This window comes from Peredibacter starrii (assembly GCF_034259205.1).
Classification (GTDB): Bacteria; Bdellovibrionota; Bacteriovoracia; order Bacteriovoracales; family Bacteriovoracaceae; genus Peredibacter; species Peredibacter starrii.
This window is the reverse complement of the sequence record NZ_CP139487.1, coordinates 2,458,806-2,472,403: the sequence shown is the minus strand read 5'-3', so window position 1 is coordinate 2,472,403 and position 13,598 is coordinate 2,458,806. Positions and strand designations below refer to the sequence as shown.

At 42.9% G+C, this 13,598-nt stretch carries 14 protein-coding genes and 1 tRNA gene; 8 read left to right on the top strand and 7 right to left on the bottom strand.

All coding sequences use genetic code 11. The features are described 5' to 3' along the window. Positions 1-56 precede the first annotated feature (56 nt). A complete protein-coding gene (locus SOO65_RS12540) occupies positions 57-515 on the bottom strand; it encodes an Rrf2 family transcriptional regulator (protein WP_321390361.1) in 459 nt (152 codons plus the stop codon). 87 nt (positions 516-602) lie between these two features. Between SOO65_RS12540 and SOO65_RS12535 the strand changes: the two genes are divergently transcribed. The 3 genes from SOO65_RS12535 (at position 603) to SOO65_RS12525 (ending at position 2,738) form a co-directional block, all read left to right on the top strand. Then, positions 603-678 (top strand) — tRNA-Cys (locus tag SOO65_RS12535). Between the two features lie 22 nt (positions 679-700). Then, positions 701-1,753 carry an alkene reductase gene (locus SOO65_RS12530; RefSeq protein ID WP_321390358.1) on the top strand — a complete coding sequence of 351 codons (1,053 nt, stop codon included), beginning with the start codon at positions 701-703 and terminating at the stop codon, positions 1,751-1,753. 1 nt (position 1,754) lies between these two features. Next, positions 1,755-2,738, top strand: coding sequence for an LLM class flavin-dependent oxidoreductase (locus SOO65_RS12525; RefSeq protein WP_321390356.1), 984 nt, complete (start codon positions 1,755-1,757; stop codon positions 2,736-2,738). A 1-nt stretch (position 2,739) separates the two neighbouring features. On the opposite strand, the gene SOO65_RS12520 is transcribed toward SOO65_RS12525, so the two are convergent. Beyond that, positions 2,740-3,303 (bottom strand): YceI family protein, encoded by a 564-nt coding sequence (locus tag SOO65_RS12520; RefSeq protein ID WP_321390353.1) that lies wholly within the window; start codon positions 3,301-3,303, stop codon positions 2,740-2,742. 200 nt (positions 3,304-3,503) lie between these two features. On the opposite strand from SOO65_RS12520, the gene SOO65_RS12515 reads away from it, so the two are divergent. Then, entirely contained in the window at positions 3,504-3,911 is a 408-nt protein-coding gene (locus SOO65_RS12515) for a hypothetical protein (protein ID WP_321390350.1), read from the top strand. Beyond that, complete coding sequence (locus SOO65_RS12510) at positions 3,908-4,831, top strand: hypothetical protein (RefSeq protein ID WP_321390347.1); 924 nt, start codon at positions 3,908-3,910, stop codon at positions 4,829-4,831. The genes SOO65_RS12515 and SOO65_RS12510 overlap by 4 nt, the downstream gene beginning before the upstream one ends. Here SOO65_RS12510 and SOO65_RS12505 read toward each other — a convergent pair whose 3' ends face one another. Beyond that, positions 4,832-6,121, bottom strand: coding sequence for an aminopeptidase P family protein (locus SOO65_RS12505; protein ID WP_321390344.1), 1,290 nt, complete (start codon positions 6,119-6,121; stop codon positions 4,832-4,834). A gap of 94 nt (positions 6,122-6,215) precedes the next feature. Between SOO65_RS12505 and SOO65_RS12500 the strand changes: the two genes are divergently transcribed. Beyond that, on the top strand, positions 6,216-7,895 hold the full coding sequence (locus SOO65_RS12500; RefSeq protein ID WP_321390341.1) for an AMP-binding protein: 1,680 nt from the start codon (positions 6,216-6,218) through the stop codon (positions 7,893-7,895). A gap of 447 nt (positions 7,896-8,342) precedes the next feature. On the opposite strand, the gene SOO65_RS12495 is transcribed toward SOO65_RS12500, so the two are convergent. The 3 genes from SOO65_RS12495 to SOO65_RS12485 all read right to left on the bottom strand — a co-directional run bounded on the left by SOO65_RS12495 (position 8,343) and on the right by SOO65_RS12485 (position 10,706). Further along, positions 8,343-9,437, bottom strand: a complete 1,095-nt coding sequence (locus SOO65_RS12495) for an Lcl C-terminal domain-containing protein (RefSeq protein ID WP_321390338.1) — start codon at positions 9,435-9,437, stop codon at positions 8,343-8,345. Positions 9,438-9,555: 118 nt separating this feature from the next. Then, positions 9,556-9,939 carry a hypothetical protein gene (locus SOO65_RS12490; RefSeq protein ID WP_321390335.1) on the bottom strand — a complete coding sequence of 128 codons (384 nt, stop codon included), beginning with the start codon at positions 9,937-9,939 and terminating at the stop codon, positions 9,556-9,558. Continuing rightward, positions 9,936-10,706, bottom strand: coding sequence for a DUF2092 domain-containing protein (locus tag SOO65_RS12485; RefSeq protein WP_321390332.1), 771 nt, complete (start codon positions 10,704-10,706; stop codon positions 9,936-9,938). Before SOO65_RS12485 ends, SOO65_RS12490 begins: the two co-directional genes overlap by 4 nt. 135 nt (positions 10,707-10,841) lie before the next feature. Here SOO65_RS12485 and SOO65_RS12480 point away from each other — a divergent pair, with 135 nt between their 5' ends. Together SOO65_RS12480 and SOO65_RS12475 are read left to right on the top strand one after the other, a co-directional pair. Continuing rightward, a complete protein-coding gene (locus SOO65_RS12480; RefSeq protein ID WP_321390329.1) occupies positions 10,842-11,261 on the top strand; it encodes a DoxX family protein in 420 nt (139 codons plus the stop codon). Positions 11,262-11,326: 65 nt separating this feature from the next. Continuing rightward, positions 11,327-12,913, top strand: coding sequence for a phospholipase D family protein (locus SOO65_RS12475; protein ID WP_321390326.1), 1,587 nt, complete (start codon positions 11,327-11,329; stop codon positions 12,911-12,913). Here the strand turns inward: SOO65_RS12475 and SOO65_RS12470 are convergent. Further along, on the bottom strand, positions 12,910-13,587 hold the full coding sequence (locus SOO65_RS12470) for a type 1 glutamine amidotransferase domain-containing protein (RefSeq protein ID WP_321390324.1): 678 nt from the start codon (positions 13,585-13,587) through the stop codon (positions 12,910-12,912). The genes SOO65_RS12475 and SOO65_RS12470 overlap by 4 nt on opposite strands. Between the last annotated feature and the right edge of the window lie 11 nt (positions 13,588-13,598).

The following is a 13,598-nucleotide window of genomic DNA, read 5'->3' as shown; positions in this document are numbered from 1 at the left end:
AAGCTATTCGTAAGACTACGGGAAAATACTTAGTGATCCTTAAAAAAAATTTAGAGTTAGGAACAAGATACCTTTTTTAGAAGATCGCTCAGGTATTTTTTAGAAAGATAGGACTGAGTAACGCCTTCAATTCCATCGACCACTTCTTTGCAGAAAATATCATCAAAGGAACAACTAACAGGACAGGCCTTAGTGACAGTTTTTTTATGAGTTGAGATGAAGGGTTTGGCCTCCGTGCTCGCCACATAAATATCATTCAATGAAATTTCGGCAGGGGACTTACCTAACTTAATTCCTCCACCTTTGCCGCGGAAACTTTCAACTAATTCGGCCTCAACTAAATTCGAAACTAATTTGCGGATGAAGGTGGCATTGGTCTTCAAGACTTTTGCCAAGGCCTCTGAGTTCATCATTTCATCTTGATGATAGGCCAGGGTAACCATAATTTGAACAGATACTGAGAATCGTGTATCAACCATGAAGCCATCATAGCATGAGTTAATGAGTTTTTGCAAAAATGTGATTTTTATAGTTGCATTTAAAAACAATCCGGAATAATGTATCTGATATTGATGCATTTAAATATGTATCATTTAATCATGGGAGATGTGCCCGAGAGTTCAAGGGAACAGCTTGCAAACCTGTTAATCGGTGGTTCAAATCCATCCATCTCCTCCATAAATTAACCAAGTGAGCGAAAATGTCAGTGCTGGGAAATCCTCTAAAAGTTGGTGCTTGGAATCTTCCAAACAGAATTATCATGGCCCCATTAACCAGGGCACGTGCCGGCGAAACTCGAATTCCTAATGACCTGATGGCCGAATATTATGAACAGCGTGCGACCGCCGGACTGATTCTTACAGAAGCAACTGCTGTAACTCCGATGGGTGTTGGTTATGCTGATACTCCAGGAATCTGGTCTGAAGCTCAGGTTGAGGGTTGGAAAAAAGTCACGACAAAAGTTCACGCCAAAGGTGGGCGAATTATCATGCAGCTTTGGCACGTAGGAAGAATTTCTGATCCTATGTTCTTAAATGGCGAGCTGCCAGTTGCTCCAAGTGCCATTGCACCAGCGGGCCATGTCAGTCTGGTTCGTCCTCAGAAAAATTATGTCACTCCACGTGCGCTCCTCACAAGTGAGATTCCTGCCATTGTTGAGGCCTATCGTAAAGGAGCTGAAAACGCGAAGCTTGCGGGCTTTGACGGTGTTGAGATTCACGGAGCAAATGGATATCTCCTGGATCAATTCTTACAAGATGGATCTAACAAAAGAACTGATCAATACGGTGGTTCCATCGAAAATCGCGCACGTTTATATTTGGAAGTGACAGATGCAGTTATCTCTGCTTGGGGCCCTGACCGCGTTGGTGCTCACATTGCTCCTCGTGGAGATGCTCACGACATGACTGATTCAAATCCACTTGCAACTTTTAGTTATCTTGCTTCTGAGCTCGGTAAAAGAAAAATTGCTTTTATTTTTGCTCGTGAATATCAAGGTGCTGATAGCTTGGGGCCGGCCCTTAAAAAGGCCTTCGGTGGTGTTTATATCGCCAACGAAAAATTTACTAAAGAAGCGGCGGAAAAGGCCATCAATGATGGATTTGCAGATGCGGTTTCATTCGGAGTTCCGTTCATTTCGAATCCGGACCTTCCAAAGAGACTACTTGAAGGACTTCCGTTAAATGAAACAAATTTTCAAACGATTTATTCAAAAGGTGCAGAAGGATACACAGATTATCCCTTCTATAAATAGAATGAGTGACATCAAACTTTCGGTCTTAGACCTTTGTCCTATATTGTCGGGTGAGAGTGCCTCGGAGAGTCTCCGTCATCCTGTGGCCCTCGCCCGCTTTGTGGAGGATCTAGGTTTTAAGCGATACTGGGTTGCCGAACACCATGATATGGAGGGAATCGGCAGCTCATCACCGGAAGTTTTGATCGGGCATATTGCTGGGGCCACAAAAACAATTCGAGTTGGATCGGGAGGTATCATGCTTCCGAATCACTCGACTTATCACATGGCCGAAGTTTTCAGGACTTTGGAGGCCCTCTATCCTGGTCGCATTGATATGGGACTTGGACGTGCTCCTGGCTCGGGATCCAAAGCAACTCATGCCTTACGTCGAAACATTTCTCTCAGCGCTGATAATTTCCCTGAAGAGCTGGAGGATTTAATTCGTTATTTTAGGGATGAAGTTCCCCTTAAAGCAGTTCCTACTCAAGTAAACATGCCAGAGATCTGGATGCTTGGTAGTAGTGATTTTGGTGGACGTCTGGCCGCTTACAGAGGACTTCCGTTCGCCTTTGCTCAGCATTTCTCGGGATTACCTGCGAGAGAAATTATCCGAATGTACATCGAAGAATTTCGACCTTCAGAGTTTCTACAAGAACCACTTCCGATGATGGCCTCACATATTATTTGTGCTGAGACTGATGAAGAAGCAGAAGAGCTTGCGATGTCTTCAGATGTTTCTTTTGCCAAATTCTTCTCGACTGGTAAGAACATGCCATTACCGACGGTGGCGGAAGCTAAGTTAACTCCGTTATCACCGATGGATAAGGCCCAACTTCGTGCCTCATTTCCTAAATTTGTGGGTTCGCCTGATTCAATAAGAAGACAACTTGGGCCGTTTTTAAAATCCGGTATAAAGGAATTGATCATCACCTGTATGGTGTATGACCAGAAAGCGAGACAGAGATCTTATGAATTGGTTTCACAAGCTCTGTCTCGCGGATAGATTACTTACAAGATACGTCGAATTTAGCGTCTAGCTTAAGATCAACATCTGCCCAAGTCTTGTCTTCGTGGAGAGCTTTACAAGCTTCATTAAGAGCAGCAAGTTCTTTTGACATTGAGAAGTCCATAACGTTGATTGAACCAGTAAGAGTCGCCATCTTTTCAACCACAGCAACTTTCATGGGAACTGATTTTGTTACACCGTTGATTGTGAAAGCAACTGAAGCAGTGTCTTTCTCGATTTTTTCAACTTTACCTTCAATCTTGATTGGCTTGCCAGCTGATGTGAAGAAGTTATCAACGATCTTTTTATCACGAGCAGGGTTACCAGAATTCACGCTTGATGAATCAACTGTGAAAGTTGAACCTTTGATGGCAGCTTGAATTGATTCCGCAGGTTTTGAAGTGATTGTGAACTTGTCGAACTTGGCCCCTACTCCAACTTTTTTAGGAGTTTTAAACGCCGTCCAAGCAAGTGTCGAACCTTCCTGAACATACTTAGAAACACATGCAGCTTGTGCACCAACTGATAGAACGAGTAGCGATGAGAATACTAAAAATTTCATATTGCCTTCCTTAGCGCCAAGCGCTTTAGTGAATATTCAATTGGCAAAATTATAGCCATATATCCGAGATATTCATATCCCTTTTCATTCCGAGAGCCTCTTAAGTCTGCGTCATTAAAGGCCTTTCATCGCTTCTCCTAGGTAAAACTGGCCCTTTTGGAAATCTATAGCAATCAACTTAAAATAAGCTTGGGGTTTTAATGTTTCGAAAGCTAATTTTCATTCAGCTTCTAGGCCTGTTTTCGCTCAATGTGAGTGCGGCCTGTGTGCATTTGCAAAAACTTTATGGTGTTTTGAATACTGAAACCAAGGCATGGACCACTCATCTGATCGATGCTCCTCAAAAGTATTGCTCCAAGATTCCCGAACCTTCAAAACCAAATCTTGAAATTATCGTTAAAAAGAACAAGCAGAGCTATAAGACCAGAATTTTTTCTCCGTTAAATGAATACTGGGACCATCCAGAAAAAAACGGATCCTGGTCAGGCGGTAAAAGACCAAGCGAGCTGGTTGAAGTCAATGCATTTATCCCGAATTGGCACAAAGGAAGCAAACTCATCATTAAAGAAATCTCTTCAGGAAAGATCATGAAGGAAGTGAAGCTGTGAAAAAGTATTTGATGATGGCCTTACTCCTTATGACAGCTTCTGCTTATGCTCAGGACTCTTACGAAATTATTATGTTCACAGATCCTGATGCAAAAACTCGTGCTGAGGAATTCAAACAGTATCTTGTTCAAAAGCCTCCGTTTAATAAACTTGGTGAGAAAGTAAAAGTTACTCTGGTGGAGTTATCTCCTGAGGTGATGGATTGTAAAAACGATGTCCCCGATTCACCTCGAATCATTCATTGCAATCGAGAAGAACTTCTTCGTTTGAAGGCCAACGCCAAAGCACATTTGGCACTTGCATTTACCTCAAAAGGAACGGGTGGGGCCGGTGGAGTCATTCCAGTCGCTTCAAAAGATTATCCTATTCAAACCATGTTCCATGAAATGCTTCATGCTTATGGTTTCGATGATGAATATGATTATGATGAGAATGAAAAGAAGGTCTATTGCGATAAACCCACTTCATCAGTGAACATTGCTTATTTCAAAGATAAACCACCTTATGTTGATGACTCTGCCGCAAGAAAGATTCATGCCAAGGACGTACCGTGGATGGGGAAAATTCCCAGTGAGAATTCAATCGTCACTGCCGGTAATTTAGGTTCTCAGTTTGGGAGAGTCATCAATGGTACACAAACTCCGGGACTATATCGGGGAGGTTCTTGTAATTCTGATAAAACTCCAGCCTGGAGACCGTATCAGAACTCCATCATGAAAGGATATGATGACGACACCATCTATCCTATCTACGAGGAAGTCATTCTTAAGAGCATTGAAAGTGCGATGGGCCAGAAAGTTGACAAAAAGAAAAAATTTGAAGACCCAACACCCGCACCTCGTTGCCTTCAGCATAACCATGAAATGGAAATGCTAAAGGGCTATGACGAGGAGATGAAAGAAATTACGAAACATATCTGATTATTTTTCAACAACTGCGGTGAGATTCTCCGGACCGTTCTTGGTGACAAGAATGTCATCTTCAATACGAATTCCACCAAAGTCTTTCCATTTCTCCACTTCAGACCAATTGATGGCATCTTTAAAATCGTTGCGGGTCATCTCATCATCCAGAAGGGCGGGAATAAAATAAAGGCCTGGCTCAACAGTCATGAGATGTCCTTCACGTAGAGGCATATCAACACGTAGACGGGCGCCGGCATATTTCTTTGGATTTGGATTATAAGGTCCACCCACGTCTCTCACACGAAGGCCCACCATGTGGCCAACACCGTGAGGGAAGAAGACTGCAATGGCATTAGTATCGAGGGCCTCTTCAGCACTAATTTTTAGAACATTGAGATCTACCAGACCTTGTGCCATGACTCTTGCAGAAGCAAGATGAACATCCTTCCAATCCACACCCGGGCGACAAAGGGCGATTGATGCTTCTTGGGCCTTTAATACCAGATCATAAATCATCTTCTGGCGTGATGAGAAAGTTCCATTCACGGCAAAGTTACGAGTAATATCGACGCAATAGTCGTGAACGTCTGCACCCGCATCTACCAGGAGATGTTCACCATCTTTTAAGATTCGAGAAGTAGGAATGGCATGAAGAACCGCAGAATTTGTTCCAGTCCCCATGATTGAATCATAAGGAAATTTTTCAGAACCAGCTCGAAGCACTTCTGCTTCATATTCAATTTGAATTTGTCTTTCAGTCAGTCCAGGTCTGATGATGTTTCGAATTTTTTTATAACCTTCATTCGCCATGAGGGCGATATTTTGAATGAGCTTAACTTCTTCATGATCTTTTACTCGGCGGACCTGATTGAAGAGTTCTTGAACTTTCATTCGTTCTTCTTCAGCGACTTTGGATAGGTGACGATGCAGATCAAATTGACCAATCAGATAAGTCTTTGCGGCCGTTCTTTTCGCAAGCCAGCCATCAAAGTTTTTAATATCTTCGCCAGGAATGACTTGTTCATTTCCACCTTCCCAGATTTTTTCATCTCGAGAAATAGGGAGAACGAAATCAATCCATCCATCTTTTTTACTAAAAGCACTTACTCCGAAAGGACGTCTGGACCCGGTTAACCAGAAATAGTCCGGATGAGGTAAAAACGTGTAAGTCTGATCATGGCCACCTGGCTTTTGAATCGGACTACCAGCATAAACTAGAACAATGTCTTGATCTGATAGCGCTGGTGATAGAGCATCTGCGACTAGTTTTTTTCTTGTATTAATGGCGTTTTGCGTGAAAATCATGAAATACCTCGTGTGGGAGAGTGTATCACATAATCTTGGACCTCGCATCTTGTGGTCCTCATTGACTCTTCCTAAAGTTTTCTCAGGAGTTAATATGTCAAAATCCAATACTCAGAAGTTTCAAGAGGCCCGTGATTTTCTTCTCAATCATCGCCTTGATTACGATAAATGCGTGACCGAGTTTAAGTGGCCCGAACTTCAGGAATTTAACTGGGCCCGTGATTGGTTTGATGTATATGCGCAAAATTCTACAAAAACTGCCCTCTGGATCCGTAAGGACGATGGAACTGACATTAAACTCTCTTATCAAGAATTAAGTGAACGCTCTGATCGAGTAGCAAGTTTTCTCCAGGGCCTTGGAGTAATTCCTGGTGAGCGTATTATTGTTTTGCTCCCTAATGTGGTTCCTATTTGGGAATTAATGCTCGCCTCGATTAAAGTCGGGGCCATTCTTGTTCCTACTTCAACTCTTGCGACGAAGGAAGAAATCCAAGATCGACTCACTCGAAGTGGAGCAAAGTTTTTAGTGACCGAACCGTCATTAGTTTCGAAGGTTCCCGAAACTCCCGGATTAACCAAAATTTTATTCGGAGGCACTGATAAGAATTGGCAAAACTATGAAGACGCTTATTCGAGTAACAGAAAATACTATCATGCTAAAACCAAGGCCCATGATCCTTTACTACTTTATTTTACTTCGGGCACTACTTCAAAGGCCAAGCTCGTTCAGCACACTCATCAAAGCTATCCGGTAGGGCACCTCTCTACAATGTACTGGATTGGCATTCAGGAGAATGATCTTCATCAAAATATCAGTTCTCCAGGTTGGGCAAAACACGCCTGGAGTAGTTTCTTTGCTCCTTTTAATGCTGGCGCAACAACACTCGTGCATGATTATGCTAGATTCAATGCTCAAAACTCAATCAAGCTTCTTCATGATGCTAAGGTGAACACTTTATGTGCTCCTCCAACTGTCTGGCGGATGATGATCTTGGAAGATCTAGGACTAAAACCACTGCAATTAAGAGAAATCGTGAGTGCCGGAGAACCATTAAATCCTGAAGTGATTGAGAAAGTGGAAAATTCATGGGGACTTCAAATCCGTGATGGCTATGGCCAGTCGGAAACCACCGCGCAGATTGGAAATTCACCCGGACAAACCATCAAGCCGGGAAGTATGGGTCGACCACTTCCAGGGTATAAAATTTCTCTCTTAGATTCGAACTATGAAGTTTCCAAGGAAGGAGAAGTCTCAATTCATCTTGATCAGCGACCCCTTAGTTTAATGAGTGGCTATGTGGATGATCTTGAAAAAACTCAAGCGGTCATGCAGAAAGGTTTTTATCGAACTGGCGATGAGGCCATGATCGATGATGATGGATATATCTTTTTTGTTGGTCGAGGAGATGATGTCTTCAAGAGTTCTGATTACCGAATCTCTCCTTTCGAGCTGGAGAGTGTTCTTATTGAACATGATGCCATTGCTGAAGCGGCGATTGTACCTAGCCCTGATCCTCTGAGAACGAATCTGGCCAAGGCCTATGTAACTCTTAAACCGGGAATAAAACCTTCTCGCGAAATTGCGGAGAAGATTTTGAAGTTTGCCAAGGACGCTCTTCCACCATACAAACGGATTCGAAAAATTGAATTTCAAGATTTACCGAAAACCATTTCAGGAAAAATTCGACGAGTGGAACTTAGAAAAGCTGAGGCCGCGAAAGTAGCGAAGAATGAAAAGGGTGAGCAGGAATACTTCTTGAGTGACTTCGAATAGCAGTAAATTAAAACAATTTATAAATTTTTAGGCAAAAAAAAAGCCCTGTACTCTCACACACAGGGCTTTTTACCAACAGTCGAAACAACTACTCTCACACAGTTGCTTCGATGGATGGAAATTAGCACCGAACTCTATCTGAGGGAATGAATCTCTGGAGGCCGCTGCAACAAAATGTAGCATCCAAATGCAACAGGCACTTTTTATATGAATGTATGGATTGGGAATTCTAGGATTTTGGGCAAAAAAAAGCCCTGTACTCTCACACACAGGGCTCACCCAACAGGCGATATGAAGCTCTCACACATTCATGTCGCTGATAACTATAGAATACTACTAGTTATGGGTCAGGAAAATGAATCAATTTGGAAAAATGCTACAATCTGTAGCAAATCATCTGCAACGGGCAGGACTTATACAAGGACGGGTGCTCCGGCCTTTGTTGAATCAGAAGTTTAACTCCACAGGCGATACGCAACGGACTGACCCACTGCGGCTATTGGTGAACGGGGAATAGGTGGTTGTACTATCAAGCGAATTGAAAATGACAATTGTCCGGCCTTTAACCGTGGAAGACCAGTACCAGTTATTCTCTTCTGGTCCATTACGATAATTGAAGGCACTCATAACGGATTCCCCTGAAATCTGAAATTCAGTTCCAGAAGGGAGACGCCATTGAAACTCATCTAAGAAGGCCATTTCTTCAGTGACCTTTCTACAGGCCTCTTTAGCATTGGCAAAATTCATTTTAGTCGGCAGACGTTCACTCCAAAGTATGTTGTTATTCACATCCAGCCATACTTCTTTGAGATTTTCTGTTCTAGTTACCAGAACCATATTGAATCGTTGCGGAACCTGATAAGAGCAATTTTCCATGCGCTCTTCAATAGATCCTGTCAGGCCACAAGGACGGTTGGCATGAGTTGGTTGCTGAAGAGATTCCATCACGTGTTTTTCAATGATCGCTTGATCTGGATTTACTGCCATTAATTGGGCCACTAAGCGGCGTGTGTTTTGTGAAGTCGTCTCACCCAGGGCCTTGCGACGAATAGAGTAGATTGCCTCGTGAAGAATAAGAGCGGCCCTATTTAAATTATCAATTCGATTGAAGATCTCCTGAGAGACAAATACTTCGCCGGCCTCAGTGTAATTTGCCAGTTGCTCAAACTCACAACCTTTCTTCTTAATCACAGGGAAAGCGTCCTCAGTTGACTCAAGCTCGTGGCCCTCTGGGATGAAAACCAGGTTTTTTTCGATGAGATCAATTTCTTTATTTAATTTAGAAGCAAAAAGAACATATTTACGAACGCGGTCTTGAGCAACTCTAACCAGCTCTTCAACTGAATTCAGATCTACAGAATAAGTTTTTTTATAAAGAAGACGTCCTTCATATGTATCCAACAGTTCTGCTGAAGCAATAAGGCCATTGGCATCACGACAAACGATTGAATACCCGCCATTACCTTTCTCGCCAGCGGCAAGGGCCCTGAGACAGAATAATAATCCAGCAAGCATTGCCGCGACTAAGAGGTATTGTTTCATGAGAGATACTCCAATTACTTTCTTAAGGACGGCCTATATACCGCCCTCAATTGCAAAAGTTCAAGGAAATCATAAGAAATTTTAGTGCTACAAAATGTAGCGCAGATGAAGTGTGTAATTATTTCGGAGGATTCACCACTACGTATTGAACACTACTTCCCACATACTGTGGTTGATACCAAGTGGAACCACACTGACTATAAGTCACGCCATTCACGACAGTATTAATACAGTTGGGTGGAATAGAGTGAACAATCGAGCCGATGGCAGCGGCGGTCACCACTGCGGCCCCTGTGACAACAGCGGCAGTTGCGACTGGATGATAAGGAGCAGGGTAGTAACCATGCCAACCTCCTCCAACAACGTTCACATTTCGAGTCACATTAATATTTCGATTTACATTCAAAGGTGCCCCGCCCCGTGCTCGAATTCCTCCTCCTCGGTAGGCAAATGCATTAGGGAGAAGGGAAAAAATGGAGAGTGTGATCAAAAGTGCTTTCATGGTGACACCTTCTGTTTCGCGACAGCATCGCCTTCAGGCGGATTGATTTCAATTTTATAGGAACCTTTTGGTGGTTTGAATTCAAAGTCATTAGTTTTAATTTTTGGATCAAGGGTCCATTTTAATTCGGCCGAAAATTGCGGCCTCACTTGATCGTCAATGGCGGTATAGATAATTTTCTGGGGAATAGGTTCATCACCTTTTTTTACCCAGAGTTGCCAATCTATATTACCCTGGCGGATAACAAATTGTTCGACCTCAATATTATTGATTTTTGATTCTCCGATGTAGGTGGCCATGCTGATTTTATCAGTGGGAGCTTTGTCGGTTCCCCAATCAAAAAGATCTTCCAAGGGGAGTATAATTTTATAGTTCTCTTCAATTTCTTCCATTAATTCATCAATGGTCTCCGGTGCCGCAATCTGTCCGTAAAACTTTGACTTTGGATCGTAGATCGTCATGGATGTTCCATCATAGTAATACTGACGTTGCTTATGATCTGATTTCAGTTCGGCAAAAAGTTTGTTCGGCCGTTTGACCTTATAATGAAGCTTTCCAGGATATGAAAATTTCTGGTTGTCCTCTGTCGCAATCTCAAAAGTAAAATTGGACTCCACTTCAAACTTTTTTAACGAGCGAAGATACTTACCCATTTCTTCGATACGATCAATGACCTCGGGGTCGACCTTCGCGTTGGTTTCAGCATAGAGGGTTGGTATAAGGCCAATGATGAAAATAATAGAAAACCATGATTTCAAAGTCTGCATTTGACTGCTCCTTGATCAGGTCATTTTGGCGTGACAGTTCTGTCACGTCATGAGCACCCGCAAATTAAGCAACTTGCTTAGAAAGGAATTTGAGAGCATGATTAATGAGTTAACTTTTTTTCATGGAGAATCAAGATGAAAGCGCTTCTGTTCAAAGCTGTTCCTGAAAAGTGCAATGTTCACGAACTTTCAATGTTCGTTCCTCGAGTGTTTTTTGGTCTGACCATGGCCTTCACTCATGGTCTGGGTAAAGTACCGCCACCAGATATGTTAGTGGGTGGTATTGAGTCTATGGGTCTCCCGATGCCAGTTGTATTTGCCTGGCTAGCAGGTCTTTCTGAGTTTGCAGGTGGAATTCTAGTTGCCCTTGGACTTCTGACTCGTCCAGCGGCCCTATTTCTTTCTATCACGATGGCGGTGGCGGGTTTTATCGTTCACATGAAAGATCCGTTCAATGTGAAAGAAATGGCCTTCTTGTACCTAGCTGTTTTCGTGATGTTCGCTATTCGTGGCAGCGGTAAATGGTCAGTTGATTACTTAATTAGTCGGAAATAGGCAAGATTGACTCCTCACTAGAGATATACCCGACTTAAGGTAGACTCTAGTGGGGAGGATCTCTGATGAAGTTTTCGCTTTCACTACTAACATTAGCGCTAGTAGCATGTACTGCTTTCGCTCAAAATGACATCCAGGTAGTGGAGCTTCCCGAACAAACCCCTGTCGCCACCGTAGATCTGACTCAACCCCAAGTTCCCGAAGAAGCACCAATCTCTGCCATTCAGACTCCAGACGTTCCACCTTATCGAGTTCATTCCAAAGAAAAACACCAAATGCGCGTTATCAATTCCGGTATGGGCTCACTCTATGCTCGTATTGATATGATTCGTCGTGCGGAAAAAACCATCGATCTCGAGTCTTATATTTTTAATGATGATAAGGCCGGAAAAATCATTCTTAAAGAACTGGCAGCGGCCGCAAAGCGCGGAGTGAAGGTTCGATTATTGGTGGACAAGTTTTTCGGTGTTTTTAAGATGGATGAATTCTATGCTCAAGAGCTAAAAAAGAAGGGCATTGATATTCGTTATTACAACACCTATCCAATCGTTGCTCTTTCTACTTTCCAGTCACGAAATCACAGAAAACTGATGGTGACTGATGGCAAAGAGGCCATTACCGGCGGACGAAATATTGCCGATGAATATTTTGATCTTTCTGATAAATATAACTTTCTTGATCGAGATGTGACCGTTGAAGGTGACGTAGTAAAGACCATGGACGAGAGCTTCGAAAAGTACTGGAACTCGGATTTGACTGCAGAGCCTAACGCTCCCCGAGAGCCAAGAGAAAGTGATTACGAAGACAATAATAATGTTAATTATCGCATGGATCTTAACCGCTATAAAGGCAATCTAGCTCGTGCCTCGAAACTTTTTGATGAAGATCCGGAACACGATCGCATTCTAAAATTCATGGAAGAAGACGGAAAACAAATGTTTCTTTCTCATGAGAAACGTGACTGTCCTGAAGTTGCGTTTGCGACTGATAAAGAAGGCGGCGGATTTTTCGCTCGTTTAAAACGTGGTAACTACGATCAGGAATACCGTCATTTACGTCGCGAGATCATGTCCTGGATGGATCAAAAAGCAAAAGACGAAGTGATCTTTGATACTCCTTATTTCCTCTCTAACAAAGTAAGTGATAAAATTTCACAATTTCTGCAGGAAACGAGAACGAAGATCAAAGTTATGACGAACAGTCTGGCCTCTTCTGATGCTGTTCCTGTCGTGACCGTTTTCTCAGATCACGTAACCAACTATACCTCTTATCCTGATTTTCAGGCCTATGTTTATAAGGGTAATTTTACCAATGAGACCAAGCTCATTGATGATAAGGTGAAGGACGCGACTTGGGGAACTCACTCTAAAACGACTGTTTTTAGTGATGAATCCTTCATGGTGGGTTCATTCAATATGGATAACCGTTCTAGCTACTATAACTCTGAGCTTGCAGTCTTCTGTGCTGGTTCAAAAGAACTTACCAAAGATGTGAAAGACAATATTGAACTTCGCATGGGCAACAGCCATAAGCTTGATGCAAATGGTGACATGGAAGTTTGCGAAGACGAGGCCCTAAGCATTAGTCCGCTTAAAAAGGCCCTTTATTGGCTACTTAAAGTTCCAAGCCACCTGATGCAACATCTTCTTTAATGAAGTTTATTTAAGAGCTTTTCCGCAGCATCCGCCGATGAGGCCGGATTCTGTCCTGTGATGATGTTTCCATCTTCCACCACATAAGATCCCCAGTCCTTACCACGCTGATAATTGGCCCCTTTGTCCTTAATCGCATCTTCTAGAAGAAACGGAACCACTTTTGTTAATCCCACTGCTTCTTCTTCTGAATCTGTGAAACCTGTGACCGTTTTGCCTTTAAGAAGTGGGGCGCCTGATTTGTCCTTGGCATTCACCATCGCAACCGGACCGTGACAGACGGCCGCCACTGGTTTGCCGGCATTCACCATAGTTTCAATTAAGCGAATGGAGTCCTGGTTATTTGCGAGGTCCCACATTGGCCCATGTCCTCCAGGATAAAATACTGCATCGTAATCATCAAACCGTACGTCTGAAAGTTTTTTGGTAGAAGCTAATGCCCTTTGAGCATCCGTATCATCTTTGAATCTCTTCGTAGATTCGGTCTGATTTTCAGAAGCATCACTTTTTGGATCAAGTGGTGGTTGACCGCCTTTGGGAGTGAGGAGAGTGACTTCTGCTCCTGCATCTTTAAAGACGTAGTAAGGTGAAGCAAATTCTTCGAGCCAAAAGCCCGTTGGTTTACCGGTGTTTCCTAATTGATCATGAGATGTGAGAACCATAGCAATTTTCATATGTACCTCTC